At 70.8% G+C, this 14,414-nt stretch carries 13 protein-coding genes; 12 read left to right on the forward strand and 1 reads right to left on the reverse strand.

The features are described 5' to 3' along the window. Positions 1-13 precede the first annotated feature (13 nt). The 8 genes from D8896_RS11320 to D8896_RS11355 are packed head-to-tail and all read left to right on the forward strand — an operon-like array spanning position 14 to position 8,442. Positions 14-484, forward strand: a complete 471-nt coding sequence (locus D8896_RS11320) for a DUF7283 family protein (RefSeq protein WP_121822211.1) — start codon at positions 14-16, stop codon at positions 482-484. Continuing rightward, the gene (locus D8896_RS11325; protein ID WP_121822212.1) at positions 462-851 is read left to right on the forward strand and encodes a DUF7285 family protein; all 390 of its coding nucleotides are present in this window, start codon (positions 462-464) and stop codon (positions 849-851) included. The genes D8896_RS11320 and D8896_RS11325 overlap by 23 nt, the downstream gene beginning before the upstream one ends. Beyond that, positions 848-1,684 carry a DUF7284 family protein gene (locus D8896_RS11330; RefSeq protein ID WP_162991540.1) on the forward strand — a complete coding sequence of 279 codons (837 nt, stop codon included), beginning with the start codon at positions 848-850 and terminating at the stop codon, positions 1,682-1,684. The genes D8896_RS11325 and D8896_RS11330 overlap by 4 nt, the downstream gene beginning before the upstream one ends. Next, positions 1,681-4,740: a DUF7286 family protein gene (locus D8896_RS11335; protein WP_121822214.1), complete on the forward strand. Its 3,060-nt coding sequence runs from the start codon at positions 1,681-1,683 to the stop codon at positions 4,738-4,740. Before D8896_RS11330 ends, D8896_RS11335 begins: the two co-directional genes overlap by 4 nt. A gap of 16 nt (positions 4,741-4,756) precedes the next feature. Beyond that, the gene (locus tag D8896_RS11340; RefSeq protein ID WP_121822215.1) at positions 4,757-5,185 is read left to right on the forward strand and encodes a DUF5791 family protein; all 429 of its coding nucleotides are present in this window, start codon (positions 4,757-4,759) and stop codon (positions 5,183-5,185) included. A 31-nt stretch (positions 5,186-5,216) separates the two neighbouring features. Next, entirely contained in the window at positions 5,217-6,110 is an 894-nt protein-coding gene (locus D8896_RS11345; protein WP_121822216.1) for an SDR family oxidoreductase, read from the forward strand. A 38-nt stretch (positions 6,111-6,148) separates the two neighbouring features. Beyond that, a complete protein-coding gene (locus D8896_RS11350) occupies positions 6,149-7,321 on the forward strand; it encodes a DHH family phosphoesterase (RefSeq protein ID WP_121822217.1) in 1,173 nt (390 codons plus the stop codon). 32 nt (positions 7,322-7,353) lie between these two features. Then, a complete protein-coding gene (locus D8896_RS11355; protein WP_121822218.1) occupies positions 7,354-8,442 on the forward strand; it encodes an aldo/keto reductase in 1,089 nt (362 codons plus the stop codon). Positions 8,443-8,451: 9 nt separating this feature from the next. Here D8896_RS11355 and D8896_RS11360 read toward each other — a convergent pair whose 3' ends face one another. Then, positions 8,452-10,350, reverse strand: coding sequence for an ATP-binding protein (locus tag D8896_RS11360; RefSeq protein WP_121822219.1), 1,899 nt, complete (start codon positions 10,348-10,350; stop codon positions 8,452-8,454). A gap of 171 nt (positions 10,351-10,521) precedes the next feature. On the opposite strand from D8896_RS11360, the gene D8896_RS11365 reads away from it, so the two are divergent. The 4 genes from D8896_RS11365 to D8896_RS11380 all read left to right on the forward strand — a co-directional run bounded on the left by D8896_RS11365 (position 10,522) and on the right by D8896_RS11380 (position 14,384). Further along, positions 10,522-11,310, forward strand: coding sequence for a class I fructose-bisphosphate aldolase (locus D8896_RS11365; protein ID WP_121822220.1), 789 nt, complete (start codon positions 10,522-10,524; stop codon positions 11,308-11,310). 114 nt (positions 11,311-11,424) lie between these two features. Further along, the gene (glpR, locus tag D8896_RS11370) at positions 11,425-12,192 is read left to right on the forward strand and encodes an HTH-type transcriptional regulator GlpR (protein WP_121822221.1); all 768 of its coding nucleotides are present in this window, start codon (positions 11,425-11,427) and stop codon (positions 12,190-12,192) included. Then, positions 12,189-13,097: a 1-phosphofructokinase gene (pfkB, locus tag D8896_RS11375; RefSeq protein ID WP_121822222.1), complete on the forward strand. Its 909-nt coding sequence runs from the start codon at positions 12,189-12,191 to the stop codon at positions 13,095-13,097. The genes glpR and pfkB overlap by 4 nt, the downstream gene beginning before the upstream one ends. Before the next feature lie 129 nt (positions 13,098-13,226). Next, positions 13,227-14,384, forward strand: a complete 1,158-nt coding sequence (locus D8896_RS11380; RefSeq protein ID WP_121822223.1) for a PTS fructose transporter subunit IIC — start codon at positions 13,227-13,229, stop codon at positions 14,382-14,384. Positions 14,385-14,414 lie beyond the last annotated feature (30 nt).

The following is a 14,414-nucleotide window of genomic DNA, read 5'->3' on the forward strand; positions in this document are numbered from 1 at the left end:
GCGAACCCTGGCCATGTTCGACGCGCCAGTAGACGCGTGGTATCTCACCGTCGGCGTCGCGCTGGCCGGCATGGCGTTCGCCGGCGTCGCCGCCGACCTCCCGACGCGTGCGCCGCCCGACGCGACCGCCGCCGCGGAGACGGTCGACGCCGTCGCGGCGAGCGAGTTCGCGGCGACAGCCGAGCAGCCCGTCTCGGCCGACGCGGTCAGGCTCGGCCCCCACCGGATCGCCCTCCGGAACGCCGGCGGCACCGGCCGCGCGACGTTCACGTACGGTCCCGTGACGCCGGTCGCCGACGGAACGCTCCTGTGGGAGGTCGCGCAGGGGGCCGACCCCGAACACGTATTCGAGTCGCCGGCCGACTTCGCTGCGGCGGCGACCGACGCGCGGGACCGCGACCCCGACTGGCACAGTGCGGACGACCGGATCGTCGTCAGAACGGTCTCCTGGGGTGAGAAGCGTGTCACGCTGGTCGACGCGTAGGGGACAGACCGAACCCATCGCCGCGCTCGCGGCGGTGCTCGCGGTCGGTGCTGGTCTCGCGCTGTACGCCGGGCTGGTCGACACGACGCTGGCTGGCGGCAGCGCTCGGGACGCGACGCCGGCGCTCCGCCGGGTCTGGCGCGCCGTCGCGGAGACCGGCGTCGTCTCGCCCGCCGACCTCGCGGCCGGTCTCGACACGGCACCCGACGGGCACGAGGTCCGGATCACCCTCTCCGCGGCCGGGGAGACGTGGACTGCAGGTCCCGCCGCCCCGGCCGACGCGGCGTCGGCGTCCCGGACGGCGAGCGTCCGGGTCGACCCGGGGACGGTATGTGTCGGCCGCCTGCGCGTGGAGGTGTGGGCGTGACCGACCGCGCCGTCAGCACCGTGGTCGACGCCGCGCTGTGCCTGCTGCTCGTCACCGGCGCGGTCGCCACGCTCGCCTACGTGCCGTCCGACCCGGACCCGACCCGCGCGACCGCGGCCGACGAGACGGCCGACGCGCTCGGCGCGAGCACGGCAAGAGTCAACTACACGCTCGCCGTCGACGGGAACGAACTTGACCGGTCCGCGCAGGGCACGCTCGCCGAACTGCTCGCGGACGCCGCCGTCGCGAACGCCACCGTCAGAGGACGACCGATTTCGCCCGCCAGCGACCGGTACGTCGACCGCGCCACGGCCGTCGTTGCGGACGCCGTCGACCGGCCGAACGCGTCGGTCGCGGTGCGTGCGGTCTGGATACCGTACCCCGGATCGCCGGTCCGCGGCGAGGTGACGGCCGGCGACCCGCCGCCACGAGGAGCCGACGTGCACGTCGCCACGCTGACGGTCCCGAGCGGCGGCCCGACCGTGACGACGCCTGCTGGTGACCGGGCCGGCTACCGGGCCGTCGCCCGGCGGACCGCCCGCAGCGTCGTCCGAACGCTGTTTCCACCCGCGGAGACGGCGCTGACGCTCGCCGACCCCGCGACGCGACCGCTCGCGGTCACCCGGTACGACCGGTTCGCTGCGGCGGTGGGGACGGAGGCCGATCCCGGACCGAGTGGGTCGGACGTGGGGCGGGCGAACGGCCGGCTCGCGGACGCGCTGACCGAGTCCGCGGCCGACGAGTTCGCCGGGTCGTTCGAGTCGCCACACGCAGCCGCGGCCGCCGCGTCGCCGGGGGAAGTTCGGATCGTCGTGGAGGTGTGGGAGCGATGAGGCTGGCCGACGACCGCCGGGCACGCGTTCCCTTCGCCCTCGTCGGCGTTCTCCTGCTCGTGGGCAGCGCCACGCTGGGGGTGAGCCTGATCGACGACCGGAACGGGACGCCGGAGGTCGACGCGGCGGCCGCAGTCGACCGCGCCGACGCCGCGGTCCAGACGACCGTCCGGGGCGCGGTCGCCGACGCGAGCAGGCGAGCCGCGGCCGCACCCGTCATCGAACCGGCGAACACCACCTACGGCCGGGCGATCAACGACTCGTCGCCGTTCCGCGACGCGCTCCGGGTCCGGATCTATCTCGCGGTGCAGTCCCGGCTCGGTGCCGTCGACGAACGCGTCCGGACCGCCCGGGCGACCGCCTCGTTGCCGCCCGTGACGAACGCGTCCGACCTCCGGGCGGCCAAGCGTCGCGTCGCCGTCGAGCGCACCGGCGAGGGCCAACTCGCGGTCGCGGTGCGAAACGTCTCGTTCGTCGCGGAGCGCGACGACCGAACGGTGCTGCGGGACGAGCGCACGGTCAACGTCACCGTCCCGACGCCGGTGCTGCTGCTCCACGACCGCGTCCGGACGTACGAGGGGCGACTGAACCGCGGGGGGCTCGACGGCACCGGCTTCGGCCGGCGCGTCACGGCGCGGCTGTACGCGATGACCTGGGCGCGCGGCTACGCGCAGTACGGCGGCGCGCCGATCGCAAACGTCGTCGGGAACCGCCACGTCGAACTGGCGGCCAACGGCGCAGCGCTGGAGACCCAGCGCGCCGTCTTCGGCCGCGCTGACCCGGGCGGCCGCCTTGCGCTCGCCAAGGGGACGGCCCGCGTCGGGATCACCGACGTACTGGCCGGCAGGGGACTCGGCGGCGAGGCGTGGGTCAACTACGTCCTCGGGGAGGGGGATCCGCCCCGCGGCGCGATCGCCGGCCTCGGGAACGCGAGCGCCGGGGTGTCGCCCGGAAAGACGACCACCGTGGCGGTGAACCACACCGCCGACGCGGCGGCGTACGACCTGCTGACCGGAGCCGACGGGGCGAGCCTCGACGAGGTCATCGACGAGACGTACGAGACCGAGGTCCGGCTGATCTCCGACGTTCGGACCGTGCCCCCCGAGGTTCGCCCGCGCACGGAGCCGGACGGCGGCAACTGGACGCTGAACGACACCACGCGAGAGACGCACGTCTCGGTCGGCGACGGTCGCGCGCCGCTCCCGGCGGTTCCCGGCGGCTTCCACGAACTGCGATCGTACAGGCGCGTCGTCGAGGAGCGGACGGTCGCCCACCGCGAGTGGGTCAGGGGCAACGAGACCAGAACGACGGTCGACCGGTGGACGACCCGACACCGGGTCGGTCTCCGGATCGTCGGCACCCACGCCGCCGGCGAGCGCGTCCCGAACCACGCGGTCGACGGCGTTCACTCCGAGGGCGGCGCGCTCGACGGGCGGAACCTCCGGGGCATCGAACGCCGCGCGGCGAAGCGACTCGTCGTACACCGCGGCGGCGCGAACGACCTGGCGCGCGCAGCGGCGACCGGCGACGACCCGGACGCGACCGCGACGATCGAGGGGCAGCAACCGGACCGGGTGGAGCGCTGGGTCTACGCCGACGTGGCAGCACTCCGCGACCGCGTCCGAACGATCTCGGTCACGGTACAGCGGGCCGAACTCGCGACCGGGAGCAACCCGCCGGCCGAACTCGCGGCGAAGCTCCGGTCCCGGCGGGCGGACCTCGTCGACGCCCCGGCGCAGTACGACGGCGTCGCGGACCGTGCCCGCGTCGCCGCTCGCGCCGCCTACGTCGACCGGACGATCCGCCTGCTGGAGCGACAGGCCGCCGCGGTCGACGAGACGCAGGCGGCGCTGAACGACGCACTGGGCGACCTCGATGCGGTCGCTGGTGACCGGCTTCAGGAGCTGATCGAAGTCGGGCAGGCGGTCGACCAGCCGGGGCGACACGTCGTCGACACCGACGCCGGCCCGACGACCCTCCGTGTCGACGGTGCGCCCGCGTACCTCACTACGGCGTCGGTCGACCACGAGCGAGTCCCGGCGGTGGCCGAGGGAGAGACGTACCACCCGCTGGTCGCGCGAAACAGGAACATCGTCACCGTACCGTACGGCGATGCCGCCGAGCAGATCGTCGGCAAGTTCGCCGACGACACGACCCGCGTCGACCTGCAGACTGCGGCGAAGACGCTCCGGGCGGCCAACAGCGCGCTCGCCGCGGTCGACGACGAGGGGCTGGCCGACGGTCGCGACAATCTCCGGGGTGCCGTGCGGTCGGGGGTCCGCGAAGCGACCGACGAGACGGCGGCCGAACTGGCCGACGCGACGGAGCTGACCCCGGGAGAGAGTCGTGCCGTCGTCACGGCCGGTCTCGCGAGGTGGGACTCGCCCGCGGCCCGCGCGCTGGCGCTGGCGAACGGCTCGGCCGCCGCGCCGATCGCCGACGCCGCGATGCGGCGAGCCGACACGCCGGGCGCGGCGGCCTGGCGGGACAGAGTTCGGACGCGACTGCGCGTCGCGACGACCGAAGCGATGGCGGACAGTTCGATCCGCCTCCCGGAGGGTCCGGTCCGGACCGTCGCTGACGAACTCCGTGCGGTCGCGCGAACCCGGCTGGAAGGCAGGGTCGAGGACGGGCTCCGGAACGCCGGGGACCGCGTCTCGAAGCGGCTTGCTGGAACGCGGACCGCCGTCCCCGCCGGCGTGCCGGTGACGCCGGTACCGGGGTACTGGTACGCGACGGCAAACGCCTGGGAGATCGACATCGGCGGGCAGTACGCCCGCTTTACCGTCCGGGCCGGCCGTGAGTCGCCGGCGACGCCGGGCGGGTCCATCGCGTACTCGCGGGACGGCTCGCCCGTCTCGCTCGACGTTGACGACGACGGCGAACGCGAGCGGCTCGGCCGGTCGACACGCGTGTCGTTCGAGGCGTCGACGACGGTGCTCATCGTCGTCCCGCCGGGCAAGAGCGGGGTCGGCGACGTGGACGGGCAGCGGACGGAGGAGTCCCCAGGCTGGCCGGACGCCGGCCCCGGGGATCTGAAGCCACTTGTACGGTGATCCCGTACGGGAAGCCATGTTTCACGAACATCGGACGGACGTCGACGGGCTGTCGCCCGGCGACCTGCGGGCGGAGTACGACGCTGACCTCGCGGCCGCCGCCGAGCACGCGGGCGTAGAGACCGCCGCCGAGGCGGCTGACGTCGACCCGTCGACTGTCGAGGCGCTGATAGCCGGCGACTCGCCGGACCTCACGCTGGAGGCCGCCGCGGCCATTCAGACGCTCGACCCGGACGCGCCCAGCGCGGACACGCTCGTCGAGATGGCCTGCGAGCACCTCCTGCTCGGGATGACGACGGGCGTGATGGACGTCGACGCGGTCGCCCGGGAACTGGCGATCGATCTGGACCCCAAGGAGGTCCAGCAGAAGATAGAGCGGCGCGCGCCGATGACGTTCGACGAGTTCGTCCACGTCCAACACGCCATCGCCGGGCGGCAGCCGTGAGACCTACGTGTCGGCGGCCGAAGGTGGCGACATGAACGTCGCTATCCTCGGCTGTGGCTACGTCGGGCTGGAGCTGGGCCGACAGCTACGCGACGCCGGCCACGATGTCGTCGGCGTCCGGCGGTCGGACGACGGGATCGCCGCCGTCGACGACGCCGGCCTGACCGCGGTGCAGGCGGACGTGACCGACCGCGAATCGCTGGCGGCCGTCGCGGACGCGGACGCGCTGGTGTTCGCCGCAAGTTCGGGCGGGCGCGGTGCGGACGCCGCCCGGCGCGTGTACGTCGACGGGCTTCGGACGGTTATCGCCGCGTTCGGCGAGCGCGCCTCGCCGCCGGACCGGCTGGTGTACACGTCCAGCACGGGCGTGTACGGCGACCACGGCGGCGACTGGGTCGACGAGACGACGCCGCTGGAGCCGACGACCGAGAAGACGCGGGTACTCGCCGAGGCGGAGCGCGTCGCGCGGGAGGAGGCGGCCGGGTACGGCATCGACGGCACCGTCGCACGGTTCGCGGGGCTGTACGGGCCCGACAGGTACCGGCTCCGGCGGTACGTCGAGGGGCCGGTGACGGAAGGGTACCTGAACATGGTCCATCGGGACGACGCCGCCGGGGCGGTGCGGTACCTGCTGGAGACGGACCGGGCCCGCGACGACGCGGTGCTCGTCGTCGACGACGAGCCGGTTTCGAAGTGGGCGTTCGCCGACTGGCTGGCCGAGCAGTGCGGCGTGGAGCCACCCGAGAAACGGACGAAAGCGGAGCGCCTCGCCGACGGCGACCTCTCCGCGGCCGCGAAGCGACGGATCCAGACGAGCAAGCGCTGTTCGAACGACCGGCTCCGGGAGATGGGCTACGCGTTCGCGTATCCGACGTACCGCGAGGGGTACCGCGACGCGGTCGCTGCGTACCGGGCCGAACCGTAGGGGGAACCTTCTTACCGGTTGATAAAGACTGGAGGCATATGTTGTCGCTTGGAGGACCCGCCACCCCGCTCCAGGTCGACGCTCTCCGGGAGCTGTTGCCGGCGCTCTCCTCCCTCGAACTGGCGCTCGTCGGGGTCGGCGTCCTCGTGTTACTGCTTGGAATCGCTGCGGCAGTCGCGTGGTTCCGTCGTGACCCGGGCGAGCGGTTCAACCGGATCCTGTCGAAGCGCGACGAGGTCACCGTGCTGATGCATCCGAACCCGGACCCCGACGCGATGTCGTCGGCGATGGCCGTGGCGGCGATGGCCGAGGCCGTCGACACCGAGCCGACGATCCAGTACCCCGGCGAGATCCGCCATCAGGAGAACCGGGCGTTTCAGACGGTACTTGGGCTGGACCTGGAACGGGTCGGGCGGGCCGCCGACCTGACGTCCGACGAGGTGATCCTCGTCGACCACAACGCCCCGCGGGGGTTCGACGGCGCGTCCTCCGTCGAGCCGTTCGCGGTCGTCGACCATCATCCCGGCAACGGGACGGGTGACGACTTCACCGACGTGCGAACCGACTACGGGGCGTGTGCGACCATCCTCGCGGAGTACTTCGAGTCGCTCGATGCGGAGCCGAACCCGGACGATGACGACGGGAGTGACCTTGAGCTAACCGACGAACTCGCGACCGGGCTCCTGTACGGGATCCAGTCCGACACGAACCGGCTGACGAAGGGCTGTTCGGGCGCGGAGTTCGAGGCCAGCGCGTTCCTCTACCCGGCCGTCGACCAGTCGGCGCTCGACCGCATCGCCAACCCGCAGGTGAGCGCTGACGTGCTGGAGACGAAGGCGCGGGCGATCTACGACCGGGAGGTGCGGGGGTCGTTCGCGGTGTGTGACGTAGGGGAGGTCGACGTGGTCGACGCCATCCCGCAGGCGGCCGACGAGCTGACGAGCCTCGAAGGCGTCACCGCGGTCGTCGTCTACGGCGAGCACGAGGGGACGCTCCACCTCTCGGGGCGCTCGCGCGACGACCGCGTCCACATGGGCGAGGCGCTCCGGGCGGTCGTCGACGACATCCCGATGGCCGACGCGGGCGGCCACGCCCGGATGGGCGGCGGGCAGGTGTCCGTCGACCACATGCACGGGATCGGTCCGTCGGACGGCCTCTCGCGCGACGAGTTCACCGGGCGGCTGTTCGCCGCGCTCGACGGCGACGTGTAGGGCTTTTCCCCGCGCCGGCCGTACGCGCTCGCATGGCAACCGGGCAGGGAACATGGGACTACCGGGACCGCTTTGGCGACTCGTTCGGGCGCACGTTCTTCCGCCGGTACGGCGACGGCGTCGTCTCCAGCGTCGGCGTCGGTACGTACCTCGGCGACCCCACCGATGCGGTGGACGAGGGGTACCGCGAATCGGTCCGGACGGCGCTGGAGAGCGGCGTCAACGTCGTCGACACGGCGATCAACTACCGGTGTCAGCGCAGCGAGCGCGCGGTCGGCGACGCGGTCGCGGACGCCGACGTCGACCGCGACGCCGTCCTCGTCGCCACGAAAGGCGGATTCGTCCCGTTCGACGGCGAGCGTCCCGACGACCCCGGCCGGTACGTCCGCGAGGAGTACGTCGAGACGGGACTCGTCGACCGCGAGGACTTGGTCCGGGGAAGTCACTGCATCGCGCCCGACTTCCTCGACGACCAGCTCGACCGCTCGCTGTCGAACCTCGGGCTGGAGACAGTCGACCTCTACTACGTCCACAACCCGGAGACGCAGCTCGCCGAGCGCTCCCGGGAGGCGGTGTACGACCGGCTGGAGGCGGCGTTCCGGCGGCTCGAGGAACGTATCGCCGACGGGGACCTGAACGCCTACGGCGTGGCGACGTGGGACGCGTTCCGCGTGCCGCCCGACCACGAGCAGTACCTCTCGCTCCCGGAAGTCGCCTCGCGCGCACGGAGCGCCGCCGACGCCGCCGGCAACGACACGACCGGGTTCGGTTCCGTCCAGTTGCCGTTCAACGTCGCCATGGCCGACGCGTTCACCGTCGAGGCCCACGAGTCGCCGGACGGGCCGACGAGCGCGCTCGCGTTCGCCCGCGAGGCGGGGATCGACGTGTTCACCAGCGCCAGCATCGCGCAGGGACAGCTCGCCGAATCGATCCCCGACGACGTGGCCGAGCGGCTGGCCGGCGACACGACGGCGCAGCGAGCGATAAACTTCGCGCGGAGCGCGCCGGGGGTCACCTGCGCGCTGGTCGGCGCGAGTTCGCCCGACCACGTCGCGGAGAACGTCGCCGCCGGCACGTTCGACCCGATGGGGGCCGACGCGTTCGACGCCGTCTTCGAGTGACCCGACGAGCTACGCTGCGTCCCTGATCTCGAACCGGGCGCCGCCATCCTCGCTCTCGGTGACCGACGCGGTCCAGCCGTGTGCCGCCGCGATCTCGTCGACGATCATCAGGCCAAAGCCCGTCGAGTCGTCGGTCGAGAACCCGCCGTCGAACACCCGGTCCCGCCGGTCGGGCGGGATCCCGGGTCCGTCGTCGGCGACGTAGAAGCCGTCTACACGGTCCTCGGGTCCGTAGAGCGCGCCGACCCGGACCGTCACCCCGGGGCCGACGTGTTCGACGGCGTTGCGGAACAGGTTCTCCAGCAGCCGCCTGAGGCGTTCCTCGTCGCAGTGTAGCGTCGCGTCGTCGCTGTCGAGCGCGAGCGTGCCGTCCTCGCTCCCGGCCGTGGCCCACGCCGCTTCCGCGAGTGAGAACAGGGACACGTCGGCCGCGTCCGCCGGGTCGACCTCCTGTCCGCCGCGGGCGACCGCGAGCACGTCCTCGATCAGGCCCTCCATCCGGTCGTGCATCTCGGCGACGGTTTCGAGATGGTCGTCGTCGTCGTACTCCTCGCGGGCGAGTTCGAGGTGGCCCGACGCCGCCTGCAGCGGGTTCCGGAGGTCGTGGGACACCACGTCGGCGAAGCTGTCCAGCCGCTCGTTCTGCCGCTGGAGTTCGCGCTGGGCCTGCTCCTGGGTGAGTTCGTAGCTCACCCACTGGGTGAGCAGTTCGACGAACGTCCGCTCGCTCTCGGTGAAGTTCCGGTCGCGCGGCGACGAGTCGGCGAAACAGAGCGTCCCGTACAGCTCGTTCCTGACGAGCACCTTGCTTCCGATGTAGCTCCCGAGTTCGAACGTCTCGTACGCTTTCGTCCCCTCCCAGCCCGCGGCGGGCGCGTCGTGGACGCTCAGCAGCTCGTCGCGCTCTATCGTCTTCTTGCAGTACGCCTTCGAGAGGGGACAGGACTCGCCGGGGGCGATGAGCGGGTGGTCGCCGGACGACGCCTCGATCTCCTGAACGCCGTCCTCGATCCGGGTCAGGAAGCCGAGTTCGACCCCGAGCCGGTCCCGACCCAGGTCGAAGACGCGTTCGAGCTTGTCCTCGAACGACGGGTCCGGCGCGGAGATGACGTTGTACAGCTCCCGGAACGACTCCTCGCGCTCCCGGATCCGCTCCTCCAGCTGTTTCCGCCTGCTGATGTCCCGGCCGACCGTCAGGAGCGCGGTCACCTCGCCGTCCTCCGTGACCGGCTGGAGGACGCCGTCGACGGTGACGCACTCGCCGCGTTCGTTCCGGTGGACGGCCTCGTAGCGGACCGGTCGCCCGTCCGCGGCGGCGTCGAGCCAGTCCCGGAGGTCCGCCCGCAGCTCAGCGGAGTGGGACCACCAGGGCGTCTCCGGCAGCGGTTTCCCCCTGACCTCGCCGGGCGGCACGTCGACGAACGACAGCGCGTTCTCGTTGGCTCGCTGGAGGGTCCCATCGGGATCACAGAGCATGACGAAGGAGGCCGGCGCGTCGAACAGCGCCTCGAACCGGCTGGTGACCGCGCTCGCGTTCGCGTCGGGGTCGTCGCCGAGGGCGGTGTCAACCGTCACGGCACAGGTCCGCCGGTCGCCGTCCGCGGTCACGACGGCCTCAAGTTCACAGTCGATGGTCCCGTCGCGGGTCCGCAACCGCGCCGGCCTGGTCGCGCTCCCGCCGCCGTCGACCGCCGCGTCGACCACGGTTCCGTCGGCGTCGCCCTGCACCCAGTCGGAGAGCAGCGTCCCGAGCACGTCCTCACGCGACCCCGCGAACAGATCGACGGCCCGGTCCGAGCAGTCCGCGATCCGGCCCGTCCCGACGTCGATGATCAGTACCGTCGCGGGCATGCTCCGGACGGTTTCGCGGAGCACCCCTGCGGGAACGGCGGCGGTGTCGTCGCTCACGTTGTCTTCTCTTTTCACTCTCCGTATATAAATTCGTGGTCCGCGGCTGGAGGCCGTAACGCGCCACTGTCGGCCATCGCCCGAACGAACGTCTTTTCCACAGCTATTACCAATCAAAAACAATCAAATTCAACAGAACTTACACACAGATACCCGTGTGTTCGATCACGAATGCAGCCCACTACCGACTCGCCGCTGACGCGGAACGGGCGGTCGATCGTGCTCGCTCACGACCACGGCCTGGAGCACGGCCCCAGCGCCTTCGCGGACGTTCCCGAACGACTGGACCCCGAGACGGTGTTCGACATGGCGACCCACGACGCCGTCACCGGGTTCGCGGTCGGAAAGGGACTCGCGGAGACGTACTACCCGTCGTACGATGACGACGTGAACCTGCTGGCGAAGTTGAACGGGACGAGCGCGCTCTGGGAGGGCGAACCCTACTCGCCGCAGAACTGGAGCGTGGAGTACGCCGAGGAACTCGGCGCGGACGCCATCGGCTACACCGTCTACCCCGGCACGAACCGCGAGCCGGAGATGTTCGAGGAGTTCCGCGACGTACAGGAAGCCGCCCGCGACCGGGACCTGCCCGTGGCGATGTGGTCGTACCCCCGCGGGCAGGCGATCAAGGCGCATCGCACGCCCGACACCATCGCCTACGCGACCCGGATCGGACTCGAACTCGGTGCCGACTTCGCGAAGGTGAAGTACCCGCGCAGCAAGGCGGCGATGGCCCACGCCGTCGACGCCGCCGGCGAGGTGAACGTCCTCCTGAGTGGCGGGTCGAAAACCTCCGACCGCGAGTTCCTCTCGATGGTCGAGGGCGCGATAGACGCCGGCGTCTCGGGCCTCGCAGTCGGCCGGAACGTCTGGCAGCGGGAGAACCCGACCGCGATCCTCGACGCCCTCGAAGCGGTCGTGTTCGAGGGCGCGACCGTCGACGCCGCGCTCGACGGGTAACTACCCGTGCGACACATGCTGGCCCGGCGACCGACGACCCTCCACCCAGAAACGATCATAGACGAACGCAAACAACTATCACCGTGGAAAAGCGATCACGGCACAACGAGGACCATGTTACCGGCAGCACGAAAGCGGAAGATCGTCGAACTCGTCTCGGAGCACGACGGCCGCTCGGTCGAGGAACTGGCCGAGGCGATGGACTGCTCGAAGGCGACGATCCGCCGCGACCTCAACGACCTGGCCGAGCGACAGCTCATCGAGCGGTCCCACGGCGGTGCGGTCCCCGCGACGACGGTCGGCGAGGAGCAGTCCTACGGGCAGAAGGAGGTGCAGAACCTCGACGCGAAGATGTCGATCGCCGAGCGCGCGGTCGAGGAGATTCAGGAGAACCAGGTGGTCTTCTTCGACGCCGGGTCGACGACGATGCAGGTGGCCAAGCACGCCCCCACGGACGGCTCCTTTCTCTCCGTCACGAACTCGCCGTTGCTGGCGCTGGAACTGAGCAAGGGTGACAACGAGGTCAACCTCACCGGCGGGACGTTACGCCGGCAGACTCGGGCGCTGGTCGGGCCGAGCGCCGAGAGCTTCATGGAGCGAATGAACTTCGACCTGCTCTTTCTCGGCACGAACGCCATCGACCCGGTTCAGGGGCTGCTGACGCCCAACGAGGACGAGGCCCGGATCAAGGAGCTGATGATCGAGAAGTCCCGCCGGGTCGTGCTCGTCGCCGACGGGTCGAAGCTCCAGAATCGGAGCTTCGTCCGCTTTGCCGGGTTCGAGGACCTCGACGTGTTCGTCACGGACGCGTCGCTGACCGACGCCCAGCGTGAGCCGTTCGAGAGCGCGGGCGTCGAACTCATCGAAGGACTGGACGCATGATCCTCACGGTCACCCTGAATCCCGCCGTCGACCACACCATCCAGATCGACGAACTGCCCGCGCCGGGCAGCGTCGCCCGGACGAGCGACGCCCAGTTCGACCCCGGCGGCAAGGGGATCAACGTCTCGAAGTACCTCGTCGAACTCGGCGCGGAGACGCTCGCGACGGGACCGATCGGCGACTTCCTCGGCGAGTACATCGACGACAGCCTCGACGACGAGGGGATCCCCTGTGACTTCGTGCAGATCGACGGGTGCTCCCGGCTGAACACGACGCTGCTGACCGACGGCGAGGAGTACAAGATCAACCACGACGGGCCGACGGTGTCCGGCGACGCCGTCGACCGGATCGTCGACACCATCGGGACGTACGACCCCTCGACGGTCGTCGTCGCGGGCAGCCGGCCGCCGGGACTCGGGCCGGACGCTGTCGACCGGATCGCACGCGCCGGTCCGTGGCGGACGGCTGTCGACGTGGGCGGCGACACGCTCGCCGACCTGACCGCCGAGTACGCTCTCTGCAAGCCGAACCGCGAGGAACTGGCCGCCGCGACCGGCCACCCCGTCGACTCGCTCGACGACTGCATCGAGGCGGCGAGGGCGCTCCGTGACTGCGGGTTCGACCGCGTCGTCGCCTCGCTCGGGGCCGACGGCGCGCTGGTCGCGGGCGAGTCGGGCGTGCTTCACGCCGACGCGCTGGCCGTCGACGTGGTCGACACCGTGGGCGCCGGCGACGCCCTGCTCTCCGGCTTCGTCGACGCGCTCGAACGCGGCCGGTCCGACCGTGAAGCGCTCCAGGCCGGCGTCGCCGTCGCTTCCCGCGTCGTCGCGGTACCGGGGACCGACGTTCCGACCTTCGCGGACGTGCGGACCGACGCCGAGTCCGTGTCGGTCTCCGTGGTGTAACTCCGTTTCTTCCCCGTAGCCCGGTCGGTTCGTGTTCGTGGCGTTTTCCGTGCCAATATAGCAATCAGAAACAAACACAAACGAAAATACTTTTGAACATTTGATTGTATAATGATGTGGAATCCCACTATGGCATCCAGCGACAAGGCGGAAAGCGTCCTTCGGGCGCACGTAACCTCCGTCAAGGAGGACCTGATGACGGGCGTATCGTTCATGATCCCGTTCGTGACGATCGGGGGGATCTTCATGGCGATCGGGTTCGGGCTGTCCGAGTTCGGCATGTTCCCCGGTAGTACGGAGACGGTGTTCTCGGAGACCGGGTCGCTCCCGTGGTACTTCGCACAGATCGGCAACCTGGGGCTGACGGTGATGATCCCCATCCTCGGGGGGTACATCGCGTACGCGATAGCCGACAAGCCGGGGCTCGCTCCGGGGTTCATGCTGTCGTACATCCTGCAACAGGGCATGCTGATAGACGCCGCCGGCGCTGCGGTGAATCTCAACGCCGACGGCGCGACCGCCGGCTTCCTCGGCGCGATCGTCGCCGGCCTGCTGGCGGGTTACGTCGCACGCTTCCTGAAGAACCTCGACGTCCCGGCGTTCATCGAGCCGATGATGCCGGTCCTGATAATCCCGGTGCTGACGACTCTGGTGCTCGCGCCGGTGATGCTGTTCGTGCTCGGCGTCCCCATCGCGCTCGCCAACGAGTCGCTGACCGGCTTCCTCGAATCGATGCGCGGCGGGCAGGCGCTGATCGTCGGTGCCATCCTCGGCGGCATGATGGCGTTCGACATGGGCGGTCCGGTGAACAAGGTCGCCTACGTGTTCGCCACGGGCCTGATCGGCGAGGGCGTCACCGGTCCGATGGCGGCGGTGATGATCGGCGGCATGATCCCGCCGATCGGGCTGGCGATCTCGAACTTCATCTCGCCCCACAAGTACGCGGCGGAGATGTACGAGAACGCCAAGAGCGGCCTCGTGCTCGGGTTCTCCTTCATCACCGAGGGGGCGATCCCGTACGCGGCGGCCGACCCCATCCGGGTCATCCCCAGCATCGTGGCCGGGAGCGCGGTCGGCGGCGCGGCCGCGATGACGCTCGACGTGACGATGCCGGCCCCGCACGGCGGCATCTTCGTCATTCCGCTGTCGAACTCGCCGTTCATGTTCCTGGCCTGCATCCTGCTTGGCTCGCTCGTCACGGCGGCCGTGGCGCTCCTGCTCAAGCCGGACTTCGAGGACCGCGTCGAGGCCGGCGACGCCGGCGCAACACCTCAGGCCGATGACTAACAACCGTTAAGTCCCCGGACAATCATTTTC

Source organism: Halostella salina (genome assembly GCF_003675855.1).
Classification (GTDB): domain Archaea; phylum Halobacteriota; class Halobacteria; order Halobacteriales; family Natronoarchaeaceae; genus Halostella; species Halostella salina.

Coding starts and splice junctions, on each gene's coding strand:
- D8896_RS11320 (WP_121822211.1), top strand. CDS start 14: ATGTTCGACGCGCCAGTAGACGCGTGGTATCTCACCGTCGGCGTCGCG.
- D8896_RS11335 (WP_121822214.1), top strand. CDS start 1,681: ATGAGGCTGGCCGACGACCGCCGGGCACGCGTTCCCTTCGCCCTCGTC.
- D8896_RS11340 (WP_121822215.1), top strand. CDS start 4,757: ATGTTTCACGAACATCGGACGGACGTCGACGGGCTGTCGCCCGGCGAC.
- D8896_RS11345 (WP_121822216.1), top strand. CDS start 5,217: ATGAACGTCGCTATCCTCGGCTGTGGCTACGTCGGGCTGGAGCTGGGC.
- D8896_RS11350 (WP_121822217.1), top strand. CDS start 6,149: ATGTTGTCGCTTGGAGGACCCGCCACCCCGCTCCAGGTCGACGCTCTC.
- D8896_RS11355 (WP_121822218.1), top strand. CDS start 7,354: ATGGCAACCGGGCAGGGAACATGGGACTACCGGGACCGCTTTGGCGAC.
- D8896_RS11365 (WP_121822220.1), top strand. CDS start 10,522: ATGCAGCCCACTACCGACTCGCCGCTGACGCGGAACGGGCGGTCGATC.
- glpR (WP_121822221.1), top strand. CDS start 11,425: ATGTTACCGGCAGCACGAAAGCGGAAGATCGTCGAACTCGTCTCGGAG.
- pfkB (WP_121822222.1), top strand. CDS start 12,189: ATGATCCTCACGGTCACCCTGAATCCCGCCGTCGACCACACCATCCAG.
- D8896_RS11380 (WP_121822223.1), top strand. CDS start 13,227: ATGGCATCCAGCGACAAGGCGGAAAGCGTCCTTCGGGCGCACGTAACC.